Origin of the sequence: Chryseobacterium defluvii, assembly GCF_003634775.1 — a bacterium.
In the GTDB taxonomy this organism is placed as follows: domain Bacteria; phylum Bacteroidota; class Bacteroidia; order Flavobacteriales; family Weeksellaceae; genus Chryseobacterium; species Chryseobacterium defluvii.
Window position 1 is genome coordinate 502,355 of record NZ_RBXB01000001.1, and the last position, 17,141, is coordinate 519,495.

Sequence of the window (17,141 nt, forward strand, 5' to 3'; positions counted from 1 at the left end):
TTCTTTATACCAAAAAGGAATGTGTTTAAGTCTTTAGAATCTGGAGGATAACTGGATTTTAGTGAATACTTTCTTTGTATACAGTGGGAATTCAGCATTCTGAAGCCATCCGAAATATCCGAGGTCTTTCTGGAAAACGGTTTTCACGCATTGCCCTTTATACTTCCCGAAATTGAAAACCTCTTCCATTTTTTCATTGAAGCCTATAAAGCCTGCCAGATCAGCATTCTTATTGTGGGTAGTGAATTCGCTGAGTGAAGGAATATCTTTCGGAATGTCATCGTATCTGCCAATTTGAGCATCCAGAACTTCAAAGGTAGCCATGACGTCAGCTTCAGCAGAATGGGCATTTTCAAGGGTTTTTCCACAGTAAAACTGATAAGCTGCACTTAGGTTTCTGGGTTCTTTTTTATGGAAAATAGTCTGTGCATCCACCAGTTTGAATTTACTCAGATCAAAATCAACTCCCGCTCTTAAAAGTTCCTCAGCTAAAAGGGGAACATCGAATCTGTTGGAGTTGAAACCTCCTAAATCAGTACCGGAAATCATCTCCATGACTTTAGATGCAATCTCCTTAAATGTTGGTGCTTCTTTCACATCTTCATCATAAATACCGTGAATATGGCTTGATTCCAGAGGAATGGGCATTTCAGGATTCACACGCCATGTTTTGCTTTCCCGGGATGCATCCGGATTTACTTTTAAAACACAGATTTCAACAATCCTGTCTTTCCCGATATTGGTTCCGGTAGTTTCTAAATCAAAAATACACAGTGGTTTATGGAGCTTTAAATTCATTTTTATAATTTGAAAATGTGTTGATTTGATAAATTTTGAAAATGACGGACAGTAATAAACTTCCTGTTTCCCTTATCCATCTTCCAGCCTAATTTAGCTGTTTTTGAAAAATAATTGATACTAAAATATAATACATAATCACCATCGGGATCCCGACAGCTTTAAAAATAATTAAAATAATAACGGCACCAATCAATAAAGCAAGCTTGGGGTAATTGTCCTGAAGCTTCATGGATTTGAACTTCATGGCGATCATTTTAACGGGGCTTACCAGAAGCCATGATGAAATCACCGTTAATCCAAGTAAAAAACTTGTATTGTTAAATAAAAAAACAAAACTTTGATTTTCTTTGAAAGCATAATACAATCCAAAGATCAGAATCGTATTGGAGGGAGTATTCAATCCTTTAAAATAATATTTCTGATCCTCGTCCAGGTTAAAAATAGCCAACCTTAAACAGGAAAAAGCAGTAATCAAAAAGCCCAGATAGCAATACCATGGAAAACCGGTATGTGAATTTTGAGCGAGTGCAACAAACATGGTCAATCCCGGAATAAATCCGAAACTTACCATATCCGCCAGGGAATCCAGCTGAATGCCTAAATTGGAGTTGGACTTCAGGGCTCTTGCTATAAAACCGTCAAAAAAGTCCAGAACCAAGGAAATAACGATACAGATGGCCGTAACCTGATAATCACCTAACACAAGATGAACAGCCCCTATACATCCGGAAAATAAATTTCCCAATGTAAACAAGTTGGCAAGGTTATTTTTAATGAAATTCATGACAACAAAAGTAAAGAATAGAATTTACATTTCAGGATTACTTATATTTGCATTTATGAAAAATTTAAGCGTATTAGAGAAAATAATTGCTATTATTCTCTTACTGACAGTCATATATGCCATTTATGTGTTCTTTACGGATAGTTCATTTTTCGACAGGCTGGTAGAGGAAGACGGATTTTATGAAAATCTGACATCCATATTTTTGTTTTTCACAAGTTTTACCCTGTTCTTCAAATTTTTCAAGTATCAGAAATATTATGGAATGCTATGGAAAATTGGAGTATTGCTAATGGCCTTAGGAATGTTCTTTGGTGGCGGAGAAGAAATTTCTTGGGGACAGCGAATATTCAATGTGCAATCGTCAGAATTTTTTAAAGAAAATAATGCTCAGCAGGAAACCAATCTTCACAATATGGTTGTAGGGGATGTAAAGTTGAATAAGCTGATTTTCTCCAATCTGATGTCTATTTGTTTCGGGATTTACTTTCTGGTATTGCCGCTTTTATGGAATAAATCCGCAAAAATGAAGAACCTGATCGATACATTTGGAATTTCTGTGGCAAGACCGATTCATCTTTACATTTTTGTGATTATTACGGTTTTAATATTGGTACCGATCAATCATGCAAGAAAATGGGAGATTTGGGAATATGCATTTGCTTTAATCATGTTCCTGATTGTTTATAATCCACTCAATATCAAAGAAATTTTTTCTAAAGAAAATCATTCATAAAAAAAGCGCTGATGGAATCAGCGCTTTTTTGTTTCAATTATTTTACAACTTTATAAACGTAGTGTATTTTTCTCTCCGAATAATTTTTTGAATGAGAGCCTTCTTCATTATCATCAAAGGTGCCTATGTAGGTTACTTTTCCTAAACTTTCCAGGGTTTTTACAAATTCATTGCTGTTGGAGTTCATGGCTACATAAAATACCTTTTCTTTTGGAAAGGTTTTAGGATCTTCAAATTTGATTTCGGGAATAGCTTCCTGGTAGCGGAACCACACTTCAGGAGAATATTCAGCATAACTGTACATCCTGGTGTTCTCTTTCTGAACCTGACTTCTAAAGGTTGACAGGCTTTTGAAATTTTTATTGCTGTTGAGCATAGTGTCCAAAACCGGAATCCCAAATATGCCGGTACTGACCATTAGAAAAACCACGGAGTAAAATGCCTTTTCAAAGTGATTCTGCTTATAAATAAAATAGAGGAGTCCAATAGCAGCAATGAAAGCACAAACAGAGAAAAGAACAGTGTAAATATCAATTTGCAAGGGTAAAAAATATACTCCCACAGCAATTGCCAGCGCAACCACTCCTAAAATTGTGAAGATGGTTTTATTAAGAGTAAGCTCCCATTTTTTCAAATTGAAGTTCAGAAACAGGTAATATAAATAATACCCGGTGGTTGCCGCTAAAGGAACCATCATCGGGAAAAGGTAACGTTCCTTTTTAGAAGGGATCAAAGACAGGAAAATCAAAGAAAATAAGGTCCAGTAAAAGAAAAGCATATAGATTTTCGGTTGTTCCGTTCTTTTTTTGATCATTGGAAAAATCAGTCCGATCACACTATATAGAATCCATACTCCTGTTTGTACCGGAAAGCTTAAATATCTGGTGAAAGGCTTGACATCCCTGTTTCCCCTTGCTGTCGCTTCTTTTTCCATAATAGCTAAGAAGGTTTCGGAGTCTGCAAGGTAAATATAGATATACCAGGAAAACCCGATAAGTAGAGTAACAATTGCACACAGGATGATCCCGCGGATTTCTTTCCACCTCGGCCATCCGAACAGGATAATATATCCGAGATAAAAAGGAACAAGCAGAACGTAAGGCCCTGTAGGTCCTTTGCTTAATACGGAAAAACCAAACAGTACTCCTGCGACCAGGTAATTGGGAATGGTCTTGATATCTTTTAAGGCCAGGATGAAATAATACATTCCGATTACCATAAAACTATAACTGTAAATATCCCAGTTGGCCCTTCTTCCTACATATACAACCAGGAAATTAGTAACCAGTACCATAGAAGAAATAAAAGCAAGACGTGAATTGTTGCTCAGAAAATGAACAATCTTATAAAAATAAATGACCAGTAAAAAGCAGGATAAGGCGGCAGGAAATCTCAATGCACCAATATCCCGGAAACTGAAAATTTCTCCCATCCATGCACTCAGCCATGTAGGTAAAGGGGGTTTTTCATATCGCGGAAGATTATTCATTGTTGTGAAAATCCAATGTCCGTCGTTGGCCATTTCTCTTGCCGAAACAAAGTTTCTGGCTTCCATAATATCCACATATAATTTTCCTAAATGAGCAAAAAGTAAGATAGCGCTTACAGCCAGGAGCAAGTAATACAGAGACCGCTGCTGAATTTTCATAACTGGATAATTTCTGCAAAGATATTTAAAAGCTTCAATATCTTTATGCAATCTGAAATTTCGATTATCTTTGCAAATATTTTACATCTATGAATGCAGACAAGTTTTATTCGGTTGTAGTACCGCTTTATAATGAAGAAGAAAATGCGCCTTTGCTTATTTCAGCCATTGAAAGTGTACTGAAAAACTATCGTTATGAACTGATCCTGGTTGATGATTTTTCAACGGATAAAACAGTAAAAGTGATTAAAGATATAGCTGCTCCGAATGTGGTTCTGATAGAGCTGAAGAAAAACTACGGACAAAGTTCTGCATTAATGGCCGGAATTGATTATGCAACCGGAGATTATATCATTACCATGGATGGAGATATGCAGAATGATCCTACCGATATTCCGATGATGGTGGCAAAAATGGATGAAGACGGTGCCGATCTTGTCATTGGAAAACGCCAGAAAAGACAGGATAACCTTCTAAGGACTTTCCCTTCCAAAGTAGCGAATTTCATTATCAGAAGAACGACCAAGTTAAATGTAAAAGATCATGGTTGCGCTTTGAAAGTTTTTACAAACGAGACCGCTAAAAATCTTGATCTATATGGTGAATCCCACAGATTTATCACCCTTCATGCTCATATCAACGGAGCAAGAATTTCAGAAGTTCCGGTAAAACATCATGCAAGACAGTTCGGAGTGTCTAAATATGGAATCGGAAGAACTACAAAAGTGATCAATGATCTGATTCTTTTACTTTTTAATCAGAAATATCTTCAAAAACCGATTTATCTGTTCGGAAATATAGGAATTGTCGCCTTTGCTTTAGGAATGTTGATCAATACATATTTGCTTATCGTTAAAATTTTAGGACATTCCATTGGTGGAAGACCTTTGCTTATTTTAGGTATTTTGCTTGTTTTTGTGGGTATTCAGCTTTTTACTACAGGCATTATCATAGACCTGTTAATGAAAACCTATTATGAATCTCAGAAGAAACGTCCGTTCAATATCCGAAAAATTTCCACTTTTTGAAAAAATTCAAGAAAATAGCGGTTACATCCTTGAAAATTGGCATTAGCCTGCTGTTGCTGTATTTCGTTTTCAGAAAAGTACCTTTTTCAGATGTCTGGGAGCTTGTTAAAACAAGTAAACTTTATTTTTTAATTATAGCTTTAATTGCATTTGTTGTTTCCCAGGTTATTTCTTCACAAAGACTACTTTCTTATTTCCATGCGAACCAGTTTCTTATTCATAAGATCGATAACCTGAAGCTTTATCTGATAGGCATGTTTTATAATTTCTTTATTCCCGGTGGAATAGGAGGTGATGCCTATAAGGTATATATTCTGAATAAACAATTCGGCTGGAGTGCGAAAAAATTAACGAAATCCGTCTTCTCTGACAGGCTTTCCGGTTTACTCGCTATCATGATTTTGATAGAAGCCTTAGCATTCCCTTTGCTTCCGGGATACTATAAACTTTTAATTATTCCTGCCGTAGCAGTTACAATAGCAATAGCAAGAATATTTTTCATGAGATTTTTCCCGGAATTTAAAAGGATTTTTTATAAAACATTGCTTTATTCTTTGGGCGTTCAGCTATGTCAGATGCTTTCCATTTATTTTATTCTCCAATCTTTTACCCAGGTTGAGGATATCTGGATTTATTTTATTGTTTTCCTGGTCAGTGCTGTTTTAAGTGTGATTTCCTTTTCAGGAATCGGAGTCAGGGAATGGCTGTTCATGAAAGCGGCTCAGTATTTTACCTTTAATGCGGATGTATCTGTTTCCACGGCAATGCTGTTTTCATTTATCACGGCAATTGTAGCATTGGTCGGGATCAGCTTTCAGTTTAAAAAAATGACCATTCGCCTTCAGTAATATCTCCTTTGTTTAAAACCTGTTTAATTTTAAAATTTGGTATGTGTATTGTTATATATGCCTAGGATAATAAAAGTTTTTGTTTGTTTGAAATTAATTTATACTTTTAGCAATAGATAGACAACAAAAATATTTTATTGAAATTAAATAGATAAGAAATATGAAAAAATTATTATTAACATTCGTGCTTTCATTATTTGGAGTAATGTCTTTTGCTCAGATTGAAGGAAAATGGAAAACAGTAGATGATGAAACAAAACAGGCCAAATCTATTGTGGAGATTTATAAAAAGTCTGACGGGAAATACTATGGGAAAGTGTCCCAGCTTCTAATAAAGCCGGCTAATCCTAATTGTGTGGATTGTAAAGATGACAGAAAAAACAAGCCTATTTTAGGAATGGAGATCATCAGAGGATTGAAAAAAGACGGGGATGAGTTTACAGGGGGTACTATTACAGATCCTAAAACTGGAAAGACTTATAAATGTACCATTAAAAGAAGTGGAGATCAGTTAAATGTAAGAGGCTATATCGGGCTATCTTTAATCGGTAGAACACAAACCTGGACTAAAGTAAATTAATTACGGTTAAATAAAATTAATAAAACGGCATTTCATACAAATGAGATGTCGTTTTTGCTATGTGAATAATAAAAAAATACTATTTTTGTACTCTAATTTTTCAAAAAAATATGGCAGAATATACTTTTCGTGAAGTAATTGCACAGGCAATGAGCGAGGAAATGCGTAAAGACGAATCCATCTATCTGATGGGGGAAGAAGTTGCAGAATACAATGGTGCATACAAGGCTTCAAAAGGAATGCTGGATGAATTTGGTCCTAAAAGAGTAATCGATACACCAATAGCTGAGCTCGGTTTTGCGGGGATTTCCGTAGGAGCTGCAATGAATGGTAACAGGCCAATCGTTGAATTTATGACCTTCAATTTTTCTTTGGTAGGGATTGATCAGATTATCAATAACGCGGCAAAGATCCGTCAGATGAGTGGCGGACAATGGAACTGCCCGATTGTATTCCGTGGTCCTACTGCTTCTGCAGGACAATTGGGAGCTACCCACTCCCAGGCTTTTGAAAGCTGGTATGCGAACTGTCCGGGATTAAAAGTAGTGGTTCCTTCCAACCCTTATGATGCAAAAGGATTATTAAAAACTGCTATTCAGGATAACGATCCGGTAATCTTCATGGAATCTGAACAGATGTATGGCGACAAAATGGAAATCCCTGAAGAAGAATACTATTTGCCAATCGGTAAAGCAGATATCAAGAAAGAAGGAAAAGATGTAACATTGGTTTCTTTCGGGAAAATCATGAAATTGGCGATCCAGGCTGCTGAAGACCTGGCAAAAGAAGGAATTTCAGTGGAAGTTATCGATTTAAGAACGGTTCGTCCATTAGATTTTGATACAATCCTTACTTCTGTTAAGAAAACAAACAGATTGGTAATTTTAGAAGAAGCATGGCCATTTGCTTCCATCTCTTCTGAAATTACGTATATGGTTCAGCAAAAAGCATTTGATTATTTAGATGCTCCTATCAAGAGAATTACAACTCCGGATGCACCTGCACCTTATTCTGCGGCATTATTTGCAGAATGGTTCCCTAAACTTGAAAAAGTAAAAGAGGAAATCAAAAAAGCAATGTACGTTAAATAATTATAGATTATAGAGAAAAACTTCCGAAAGGAAGTTTTTCCATTTATTATATTCATGAAGAAAAATGCTGAGGGATGTAAATTTAATTTAAATTTGCGCTTTTAAAAATTAAAATTGCTGATATGGCAGAAGTTACAGAAGGTGGTCACCACTTTGATCTTAAGAAACTTTCATTTGTAGGAGTTATCGTATCATTAGGAATTGTATTCGGTGATATCGGTACCTCACCGCTTTATGTAATGAAGGCGATTGTTAATGCTCGAAAAGATGGTGCTACTATGCCGTTCGATGAATACATTGAAGGTGCTCTTTCTTGTATTATCTGGACACTTACACTACAAACCACCATTAAATATGTTATTATTGCCCTAAGAGCAGATAACAAAGGAGAAGGTGGAATTTTAGCCCTTTATTCCTTAGTGAAAAAGCTCAAGAAAAAATGGCTGTACGTAGTCGCCATTATAGGGGCGTCAACATTGGTGGCGGATAGTGTTATTACGCCTTCTCTAACCGTAATGTCGGCTATTGAAGGGCTTAAGATCTACAATCCCGAGACACCAGTAGTAGCAATTACTCTTGTTATCTTATTTGTAATCTTTGTAGTTCAGCAATTCGGTACGGCATCCATTGGTAAATTCTTTGGACCTATTATGGTAACCTGGTTCCTTGTTTTGGGGGTTTTCGGTTCCATCCATATTGTTGATCATATCGAAATCTTAAAAGCATTCAACCCTATTTATGCCTATAACCTTATCACCCATTCATCCAGTGCGATTGTTATAATGGGAGCCGTTTTCTTATGTACGACGGGAGCTGAAGCGTTATATTCCGACTTAGGGCACTGTGGTGCAAAAAATATCAGAATAAGCTGGGTTTTTGTTAAGGTAATGCTTATTCTCAATTATCTTGGGCAAGGTGCCTGGTTATTGGATAATTATCAGCAGGTTTTCAACGGGGTAAACCCGTTCTTTGGAATCATGCCTCAATGGGCAGTTTTACCCGGAGTAATTCTGGCTACGGCCGCTGCTATTATTGCGAGTCAGGCGGTGATTACAGGATCATTCACCATGTTCTCGGAAGCAATGTCCATTTCATTCTGGCCCAATCAGCATATTGAGTACCCTTCAGGGATCAAGGGACAGATGTATATTCCTAGAATCAACTGGGGATTGATGGCATTCTGTTTTGTAGTTGTAATTTTCTTCCAGAAATCAGAAAAAATGGAAGCGGCCTATGGTCTTACAATTACCATAACCATGTTGATGACCACCATTTTATTACTATTCTGGTTAAGCAGAACAAGGGTGAGCAAATTCTTTATAATAGGCTTTGGATTAGTATACCTTTTCTTGGAATCAGGATTCTTTTATGCTAACGTCATCAAATTTATTGATGGAGGTTGGCTGACCATGGTTCTTGGAGGATTTATTGCAATTTGTATGTATGCGTGGTATAACGGAAGATTAATTAAAGCCCACTTTATACAGTTTGTTAAAATAGAAAAATATGTTTCTATTATTAAAGACATGAAATTGGATGAAACCATACCTAAGTATGCTACCAACCTTGCATATTTGAGCAGGGCCAAAAGAAATGATGAGGTGGAATCTAAAATTATTTATTCCATCATCAAAAAACAGCCTAAAAGAGCAGACCATTATTTTATTTTGAGTATTGTCAACCAGGAAGATCCATATACATTCAAATATACCGTGGACGAAATATTACCCGGAACAATCTATAAAATCAATTTCTTATTAGGATTTAAGGTAGACCGCAGGATTAATGACTATTTCAACATGGTTCTAAAAGACCTTATGGCAGATGAAACGATTCCTTCAAGAAGCAGTCATCCATCGCTAAGAGCTCATAATATTCCGCCGGATCTTAAATATGTGATTATTGATAATACCTATATCAATGATATCTTATTGACTGTTAAAGAGAAAATTACTCTTAATATTTACAACTTTGTGAAGTATATCGGAAGTGACGATTTCAAGGCTTGGGGAGTGAGTTCACATAATGTAGAAGTGGAATCAGCACCGATTACAGAGTTAACGGTTTACGACAACAGTATACAGCAGGTTGGATTTATACGCCATAATTCTTAAAATCCATTGGCATAAAGCATAGCATCTATTTAAATAAAAATCGATAAATTTGTAGATAATTTTTTTGATGGATACTGTACAAAAAGAAAAAAATATTGCTTTAATCAAGGATGTTTTACGAAACTACCTTCTGGAAAAGGGTTTCAGAAACACGCCTGAACGATATACCATATTAGAGGAGATTTACAATATGGATCACCACTTCAATGTGGATGATCTTTATCTTCTAATGATGCAGAAAAAATATCATGTCTCTAAAGCAACCATTTATAACACGATTGAAATTTTCCTTGATGCCGGTCTTATCCGTAAGCATCAGTTTGGCGAAAAAACACTTACTTCTTCATCCTATGAAAAGTCTTATTTCGATAAGCAACATGACCATCTGGTGATTTACAAAAAAGATTCCGATAAAGAAATTGAAGAAATTATCGAGTTTTGTGATCCAAGAATTCAAGGAATTAAAGAAGCAATTGAAGAAGCATTTGGCGTAAAAATTGATTCTCATTCGCTATATTTTTATGGCACTAAGAATGATTAATCAATGAGGCTAATTTTTTTTCTGTTAATTTTTATTTCCACAATAGCATTTGCACAGGATAAACCCAAGCCGGTGCAAAGAGACCCGTATTTACAAAATCCTGTAAAAAATCAGCCACAGCAGCTAAGTCCTGGAAACATGGTGAAAATAATTCATGCGGATGAAATTAAGAAAGATCCCCTGAAATATGACGGCAACCAATTTCTTACGGGAAATGTTCAGGTAGAACACCAGGGTTCTATTCTTACCGCCGATGAAGTGATTATTTACAAAGAAGAAAACTTTGTAAAAGCTATAGGAAATACCAGGCTTCAAAATACAGACGGTTCGGTAATTACGGCAGGGGAAATGGAGTATGACGGAAATACCCAGAAAGGGGTTGCCAGGAAAAATGTTATCCTTACCGATCCAAAACAGACGATCAAAACCGATATTATGTATTACGACAGGGTTTCTAACCAGGCCTATTTTAATACAGGGGGCACCATTTCAGACGGCCAGAATGTAATGTACACCAAGACTGCTACCTATTTCCTGGATACAAAAATGATTGATTTCGTTGGGAATGTGAAAATAGACAGCCCTGATTATATCGTTGAAGGAGTCAATATCAAGCAGAATCAAAATACAAAAGTTGCTGAGTTCTTTGGCCCGACCACCATTACCAATCGTGCCAATCCTAAAAACAGGGTGTATACGGAAAGAGGCACTTATAAAATGAATACTAAGGAGGCTTATCTTAACAAGAATTCCAAGATTTTTTACAATGATAAGATTCTTACGGGCGATGATATGTATTATAACCAGCTCAGCGGTTTTGGGAAAGCAACAGGAAACGTGACACTTGATGATCCGCTGGAAAGGCGATACATAAAAGGGGGATATGGAGAGATCTATGAAAAGAAAGATTCTGCCATGATGACTAAAAGCCCTTATGCCGTTAAAATTCTGGAGAAGGACTCTATCTATTTTGCTTCGGAAAAGATCATTTCTTATCAAAAACCGGATTCCTTAGATGCTACTAAAAAGAAGAGCTTCCTCAGGGCATTCAGAAAAGGAAGGTTTTATAAATCCAATGCTCAGGGAAGGGCAGATTCAATTGCTTTCAATGAAACAGACGGTATTTTACACATGTATACAGAACCCATTCTGTGGAGTGGAGAAAAACAAGTGACCGGAGACAAAATTGAAGCTTATTTCAATACGGAAACAGAAAATATAGATTCTTTAAAAGTACTCGGAAATGCTTTCGCCATAAGCAAAGTGGATTCCCTAACCCGTAAAGATGAATTCAATCAGGTGAAAGGGAAATTAATGACGGTTTACTATCAGGATAATAACATAAAAGAAGCGAAAGTAATTGGAAATGCCCAGTCGATCGTTTATGTGGATGATGAAAACCAGCAGACAAAGCAAAAAGAAAGAATAGGGATCACCTTATCTTCCTGCGGTATTATCGGTGCATTATTTGAAGAAAAAGCGTTACAAATTGTATCGTGCAGTATCGGTGCTACTTCAGACACTTATCCGATGAGTATGTTAGAGCCTTCAAAAAGGAAATTTCCTGACTTCAACTGGAATACCAAAGACAGAATAAGAAAATGGCAGGATATTCTTGTAGATACGCCGAATTACCCTGAAGTACAGTATGAAGCTGATAATTCACTGTATGATAAAGCTCAGGAAGCCGTAGAAAAAGAAAAAGCTAAAGAAGAAGCAAAAAAGCCTAAAAGAATAAGGAAATAATAAAACAGTAATGAGTAAGCTGAATAATTCACCTGTTTTTATTAATTACAGGCTTATTCTAAGTTTGAACTTTTCAAAGGCGGTTTTATAATCTATCGTGATAATTTCGGGATTTGATGAATGTTTTTTAGCTTTGCTGAAATTTTTTACTCCATGGAATTGCAAAAAGATTTTTTTACATATCAGGCACAAACAACGAAGTTTGCTGCGGGTTTTGAAGTTGAAAAAGCGGAAGGAAGCTATATTTTCGGGACGGATGGTAAGCAGTACCTGGATTTTGTGGCAGGAGTATCTGCAAATACATTGGGGCATTCTCACCCTAAGGTAGTGAATGCTATAAAAGAACAGGCAGAAAAATATCTCCATGTTATGGTATACGGAGAATATGCCCAAGAAAAACCTGTGGCATTATGTAAATTACTGGCTGAGGCAACGCCCGATCCCCTGGAAATTACTTACCTCGTGAACAGTGGTGCTGAAGCTATTGATGGAAGCTTGAAATTAGCGAAAAGATATACCGGAAGAGAAGAAATCGTTTCATTTAAAAATTCTTATCACGGAAATACCCACGGAGCCTTAAGTGTATCCGGAAATGAAGCCCATAAAAGAGAATTCCGCCCTTTATTACCCCTTGTAAACTTTATTGAATTCAACAACGAAGCAGACTTCGATAAGATTACTGAAAAAACGGCATGTGTAATTCTGGAAACCATTCAGGGAGCAGCAGGATTTCTTGTTCCTGCCCCGGATTATTTAAAAAAATTAAAAAACAGATGTGAAGAAGTAGGAGCTCTTTTAATCCTTGATGAAATTCAGCCGGGATTCGGGAGAACAGGGAAGCTGTTTTCTTTTGAACACTTCGGCATTGTTCCGGATATTCTCGTGATGGGAAAAGGAATGGGGGGCGGTGTTCCTGTGGGAGCCTTCATGAGCTCTTCAAAAATTATGGAATCCCTGGCTCATTCTCCTAAGCTAGGACATATTACTACTTTTGGCGGAAATCCTTTGATTGCGGCTTCCAGCTATGCTACTTTAAAAGAAGTGCTGGAGAGCGGATTGATGGATACGGTTGAAGAAAAAGAAAAGCTTTTCAGGGAACTCCTGATACATCCCAAAATTAAAAATATTAACGGAAAAGGCTTGATGTTAGCGGTAAACCTGGGAATCCCGGAATACACTCTGGAAGTAGCTAAAAGGTGTATGGAAAAAGGGCTGATCGTTTTCTGGCAGCTATACAGAAATGAGTATTTGAGAATTTCCCCACCATTAACGATTTCTCCGGATGAAATAAGGAAAGGCTGCCAAATTATCCTGGAAGTATTGAATGAAAACTAATGAAAATTCCCTTCTTTTGAAGGGAATTTTTATGTTAAGTGAGCAAGATTTTTGATCCTTAAAATTGGCTTAACATCTATTTGAAAATCTCTGATAAATATCATGCATATTGTATAAAAAAGTAAATACATTTTTGTGTAATAAAAAAATTAATTTATATATTGCGTGACGATTAAAACAAAGATTATATGGCGAAACATAAAGTCCATTACGAGTTTCCAATGCACTGTCTCTCAGAAATTTTATATGAATATCTGGCCACTGCAGAAGGATTATCCGAATGGTTTGCAGATGAGGTTGTAGAGAAAGGTGATGATTTCTATTTTAGCTGGGGAGGCGGGCCTGCCGAGAAAGCCACTTTAATCCGATATAAGCCCGAAGGTTTTGTACGTTTCAGATGGGAAGAAGATGAGGGAACTAAAAACTTCTTTGAAATGACTATCGTTATAGATGATATTACCGAAGATTTATCTTTAAACATTACGGATTTCTGTGATGAAGGCGATGAAGAGGAAAATGCAATGTATTGGGAAAATCTTATCGAAAACCTCAGAATAAAATTAGGCGCAGCTTAGAGACGGCTGTTGAACCAACGATTAAACTGATGAACGATTTATCGTTCATTATTTTTTTATAAACAAATCAAATTATACATTGGAAAATCAATATTTTACATCAGACGGGTTACAGGTGAAAAACAGGGCATTTTTGTTTGGGGATGCGGTTAAAGCTTCTTTCTTTATCAGGAACTCCACGCTTATCATGGATGAAGAATGTTATTTTTTCTTAATGGCTTCCATGAGGAAAATGAGGCTGAATATTCCATTAACGTATACCTTGGAATATTTTCAGTCACTTTTTAATAAAGAAATAATAGAAGGAAGGGGAATTACAGACGGGATCATCAATTTCCTGGTCTTCAGAAATTCAGACGGACTTACGCTATCCAAATCAACGGTATCCTATTTTTATGAAATCGATGAATTGGAAGATGTTCTCGCAGTTCATTCAAGATTGCTGGAATTGGATTTAATTAAAGAGATTAATGTAAATAACAACCTGTTAAGCAATATCAGGATTCATTGCCCGGAAAATATATATGGCAGCATCTATGCCCAGGAAAACGACCTGGATGATGTTATTTTACTGAACCCCAATAAAAGAATAGCACGTTCTACTTTAGGCAATCTTTTGTTTTTGGAAGGAGATGTGATTAAAGTTCCCAAACAGTCCGAAGGAGCTTATATCTCTCCTTTATTGGAAAATTTTGTTACTTTTTTGCATAAAAATAACCTTGCAGATATCCAGGAACACGAGATTATTGCATTTGAATCTCAGAAGGCTGAGGAGATTTTACTGATCTCTGATGAAAAAGGCATATTTTCTGTAGGTAAAATAAGGAACAAGAATTTCGGAAATTCCCGGTTCTCAGAACTGGTGGAAAACTGGAAGAAAAGTTTTTAAAAAATTGACAAACCCGGTAAACAACAAAGTTCCAAAAGTCCTTTACCGGGTTTTATTCTGAATAAATCAGAAATTGTTTCTTGAATATATCAATTTAATATTCGTTGAAGATCTCCACGAATTTTTGTGCGATTTCTTTTTGTCCTTTTTTGCTCGTTAAATAGTCCCTGTCTTTGGCATTGTTGATATAACCAAGTTCTACCACAACGGCAGGAGCCTGGGTTTCTCTTAAAATATGTAAATTACGTTCTGTAACATTACATTTCCCTAATTTATTCGTAATCTGCTGAGCAATATTTTTAGATTCTTCAGAAGACTGAACGAAAATTTCATGTCCTTGCTTGGAAGTTTCCGTTTCGGAAGTTTTGTTGACATGTAATGAAATAACCATTATAGGACTCAATTCATTGATCTTCTTCGTTCTGTCTGAAAGAGTTCTGTATTCATCCGAATTTCTGGTTAAAAACACTTCATACTTTTCCTGAGCTTCATTAATTTCATGAATCTCCTCAGCGATATCAAGTACGATTTGTTTCTCGGAAAAATTGTTGTGTGTTGCACCAAAGTCATTACCACCATGTCCGGCATCAATTACGATATATTTCTTTTTGACAGGTGTAAAGGATAAAAACGCCGTTGAAAAAAGAGATAAAGCAAGTAATTTGAGTGCTTTCATTTCCAGTGATTTTTGGTTTATCAAATAACGGAAATTCTTTTTTAAAAATTGGTTAAAGCAATCTTAAAATTTGTTAATTGTATAAATCCGCTTTATTGAAATAATTACAGCTTTTAATTAAGCGAAATATCTTCAGGCGAATTAGCCCAAAGCAGATATTCTCCGCCCAGATTTTGCATAATGGATTTCCATAATGTCTGGTCGTTGGGTAGAGTATAATCTAAATTATAAATATCCACCACTGTCCACATTTTCTTCTGAATCTCATTATCAAGCTGCATGGCAGACCATCCTGAGTATCCTGAGAAAATCTTTACGTCAGCAATATCAAGTTCATGATTAAGGATGGCGTTGATGATGTTTTCAATGTCTTCTGTTAAGTAGAACTCTTCTGTAATTTCAGTATAGGCTTCGGTTACTTTCTTGCCTTTTACAATAAAGAATACCTTATCATTTTCTACAGGTCCACCGTCATATACATCAATCTTGAATTCGAAGAAATTTTTGAATCGGCTACTCATCTGGCTGTTTTTCTTATTCAGGATTAATCCAAATGCGCCACTTTCATTATGGTCTACCACTAAAACTACTGACCTGGAAAAAATATCTCCGGAAATATCTGGGGTGGAAATTAATATTTTACCTTTGTATGAGTAATTCATACTCAAATTTAATAAAAAATATTTATGGAAAACCTTCATGATCATAGAAAAATCTATGCTAAATCCCAACTTATTGAAAGTGAGATAAAACAAAATCCACTGGAGCAATTCAGGGATTGGTTTTTGGAAGCCAGTGAAGATCCTGCGGTGTCTGAAGCCAATGCTATGGCCCTTTCTACCATGGAAGAAGATGGATGCCCGCGTACCAGAATGGTTTTACTTAAAGCATATACCCATGAAGGATTTATATTTTATACCAATTATAACAGTAAGAAAGGAAAAGCAATAGAAAGAGATCATAAGGCATGTCTTCATTTTTTCTGGCCCAGTCTGGAAAGGCAGGTCATTATAAAAGCAGATCTTGAAAAAGTGGCGGAAAATCTCAGCGATGGATATTTTCACTCCAGACCGAAAGGAAGTCAGCTTGGTGCAGCTGTTTCACCGCAAAGCCAGGTAGTCCCGGGAAGAGAGTTTCTGGAAGAAAAACTTCAGCAGCTGGAAAAAGAATATGAGAATAAGGAGGTTCCGAGACCTGTAAACTGGGGTGGATATATTGCCAAACCTTATGAAATTGAATTCTGGCAGGGAAGGCCGAACAGGCTGCACGACAGGATAGTGTACCAATTAGTGGATTTGGACTGGAAGATTTCACGTTTGGCCCCTTAAACACATACAATAAAAAAACCTCATCTGTAAAGATGAGGTTTAATTTTTCTAATCTGAATGATTATTTTTTCTTAGCACCCGAAACTGCGTTGGAAAGATCAGCTCCAGCCTTGAATTTAGCAACTTTTTTAGCAGCAATTTTAATCGGTTTTTTAGTTGCAGGGTTGATACCTTGTCTAGCAGCTCTCTCAGCAACTGAGAAAGTTCCGAAACCTACTAAAGAAACTTTTCCGTCTTTTTTCTTTAAAGTAGAAGTTACGTTAGAAATAAAAGATTCTAGAGCAGCTTTAGCTGCAACTTTAGTAATTCCTGCATCTTTTGCGATTGCGTCGATTAATTCAGACTTGTTCATAATTTTTAATATTAAAGTTAGTTTGTAATTAGAGCAAATATAATACAATTTTCTAATTGTGCAATTTTT

18 protein-coding genes are annotated in these 17,141 nt (G+C 36.2%); 12 read left to right on the forward strand and 6 right to left on the reverse strand.

Annotated elements, in window-relative coordinates:
* Positions 1-33: 33 nt before the first annotated feature.
* Positions 34-798: a 3'-5' exonuclease gene (locus BCF58_RS02375; protein ID WP_121460190.1), complete on the reverse strand. Its 765-nt coding sequence runs from the start codon at positions 796-798 to the stop codon at positions 34-36.
* Positions 799-886: 88 nt separating this feature from the next.
* Positions 887-1,585 (reverse strand): CDP-alcohol phosphatidyltransferase family protein, encoded by a 699-nt coding sequence (locus BCF58_RS02380; RefSeq protein WP_121460191.1) that lies wholly within the window; start codon positions 1,583-1,585, stop codon positions 887-889.
* A 55-nt stretch (positions 1,586-1,640) separates the two neighbouring features.
* Between BCF58_RS02380 and BCF58_RS02385 the strand changes: the two genes are divergently transcribed.
* Positions 1,641-2,321 (forward strand): hypothetical protein, encoded by a 681-nt coding sequence (locus tag BCF58_RS02385; protein WP_147462009.1) that lies wholly within the window; start codon positions 1,641-1,643, stop codon positions 2,319-2,321.
* A 37-nt stretch (positions 2,322-2,358) separates the two neighbouring features.
* Here BCF58_RS02385 and BCF58_RS02390 read toward each other — a convergent pair whose 3' ends face one another.
* The gene (locus BCF58_RS02390) at positions 2,359-3,969 is read right to left on the reverse strand and encodes an ArnT family glycosyltransferase (RefSeq protein WP_147462010.1); all 1,611 of its coding nucleotides are present in this window, start codon (positions 3,967-3,969) and stop codon (positions 2,359-2,361) included.
* An 89-nt stretch (positions 3,970-4,058) separates the two neighbouring features.
* Between BCF58_RS02390 and BCF58_RS02395 the strand changes: the two genes are divergently transcribed.
* The 10 genes from BCF58_RS02395 (at position 4,059) to BCF58_RS02440 (ending at position 14,716) form a co-directional block, all read left to right on the forward strand.
* Entirely contained in the window at positions 4,059-4,997 is a 939-nt protein-coding gene (locus BCF58_RS02395; protein WP_121460194.1) for a glycosyltransferase family 2 protein, read from the forward strand.
* Positions 4,994-5,845, forward strand: a complete 852-nt coding sequence (locus BCF58_RS02400) for a lysylphosphatidylglycerol synthase transmembrane domain-containing protein (RefSeq protein ID WP_170148963.1) — start codon at positions 4,994-4,996, stop codon at positions 5,843-5,845. Before BCF58_RS02395 ends, BCF58_RS02400 begins: the two co-directional genes overlap by 4 nt.
* 160 nt (positions 5,846-6,005) lie before the next feature.
* Entirely contained in the window at positions 6,006-6,425 is a 420-nt protein-coding gene (locus BCF58_RS02405) for a DUF2147 domain-containing protein (RefSeq protein WP_121460196.1), read from the forward strand.
* Positions 6,426-6,535: 110 nt separating this feature from the next.
* On the forward strand, positions 6,536-7,516 hold the full coding sequence (locus BCF58_RS02410) for a pyruvate dehydrogenase complex E1 component subunit beta (protein WP_121460197.1): 981 nt from the start codon (positions 6,536-6,538) through the stop codon (positions 7,514-7,516).
* Between the two features lie 122 nt (positions 7,517-7,638).
* A complete protein-coding gene (locus BCF58_RS02415; RefSeq protein WP_121460198.1) occupies positions 7,639-9,630 on the forward strand; it encodes a KUP/HAK/KT family potassium transporter in 1,992 nt (663 codons plus the stop codon).
* A gap of 67 nt (positions 9,631-9,697) precedes the next feature.
* Positions 9,698-10,171: a Fur family transcriptional regulator gene (locus tag BCF58_RS02420; RefSeq protein ID WP_027374694.1), complete on the forward strand. Its 474-nt coding sequence runs from the start codon at positions 9,698-9,700 to the stop codon at positions 10,169-10,171.
* A 3-nt stretch (positions 10,172-10,174) separates the two neighbouring features.
* Positions 10,175-11,917 (forward strand): OstA-like protein, encoded by a 1,743-nt coding sequence (locus tag BCF58_RS02425; protein WP_121460199.1) that lies wholly within the window; start codon positions 10,175-10,177, stop codon positions 11,915-11,917.
* A 153-nt stretch (positions 11,918-12,070) separates the two neighbouring features.
* Complete coding sequence (locus tag BCF58_RS02430) at positions 12,071-13,252, forward strand: aspartate aminotransferase family protein (protein WP_394337656.1); 1,182 nt, start codon at positions 12,071-12,073, stop codon at positions 13,250-13,252.
* Positions 13,253-13,440: 188 nt separating this feature from the next.
* On the forward strand, positions 13,441-13,827 hold the full coding sequence (locus tag BCF58_RS02435) for an START-like domain-containing protein (protein WP_121460200.1): 387 nt from the start codon (positions 13,441-13,443) through the stop codon (positions 13,825-13,827).
* 79 nt (positions 13,828-13,906) lie between these two features.
* Positions 13,907-14,716, forward strand: a complete 810-nt coding sequence (locus BCF58_RS02440; RefSeq protein ID WP_121460201.1) for an aminotransferase class IV — start codon at positions 13,907-13,909, stop codon at positions 14,714-14,716.
* A 94-nt stretch (positions 14,717-14,810) separates the two neighbouring features.
* Here BCF58_RS02440 and BCF58_RS02445 read toward each other — a convergent pair whose 3' ends face one another.
* Together BCF58_RS02445 and BCF58_RS02450 are read right to left on the reverse strand one after the other, a co-directional pair.
* Positions 14,811-15,392 (reverse strand): N-acetylmuramoyl-L-alanine amidase family protein, encoded by a 582-nt coding sequence (locus tag BCF58_RS02445; RefSeq protein WP_121460202.1) that lies wholly within the window; start codon positions 15,390-15,392, stop codon positions 14,811-14,813.
* 113 nt (positions 15,393-15,505) lie between these two features.
* On the reverse strand, positions 15,506-16,054 hold the full coding sequence (locus BCF58_RS02450) for a YqgE/AlgH family protein (protein ID WP_121460203.1): 549 nt from the start codon (positions 16,052-16,054) through the stop codon (positions 15,506-15,508).
* A gap of 24 nt (positions 16,055-16,078) precedes the next feature.
* Here BCF58_RS02450 and pdxH point away from each other — a divergent pair, with 24 nt between their 5' ends.
* A complete protein-coding gene (gene pdxH / locus BCF58_RS02455; RefSeq protein ID WP_121460204.1) occupies positions 16,079-16,720 on the forward strand; it encodes a pyridoxamine 5'-phosphate oxidase in 642 nt (213 codons plus the stop codon).
* Positions 16,721-16,781: 61 nt separating this feature from the next.
* Here the strand turns inward: pdxH and BCF58_RS02460 are convergent, their stop codons facing one another.
* The gene (locus BCF58_RS02460) at positions 16,782-17,072 is read right to left on the reverse strand and encodes an HU family DNA-binding protein (RefSeq protein ID WP_047097388.1); all 291 of its coding nucleotides are present in this window, start codon (positions 17,070-17,072) and stop codon (positions 16,782-16,784) included.
* Positions 17,073-17,141 lie beyond the last annotated feature (69 nt).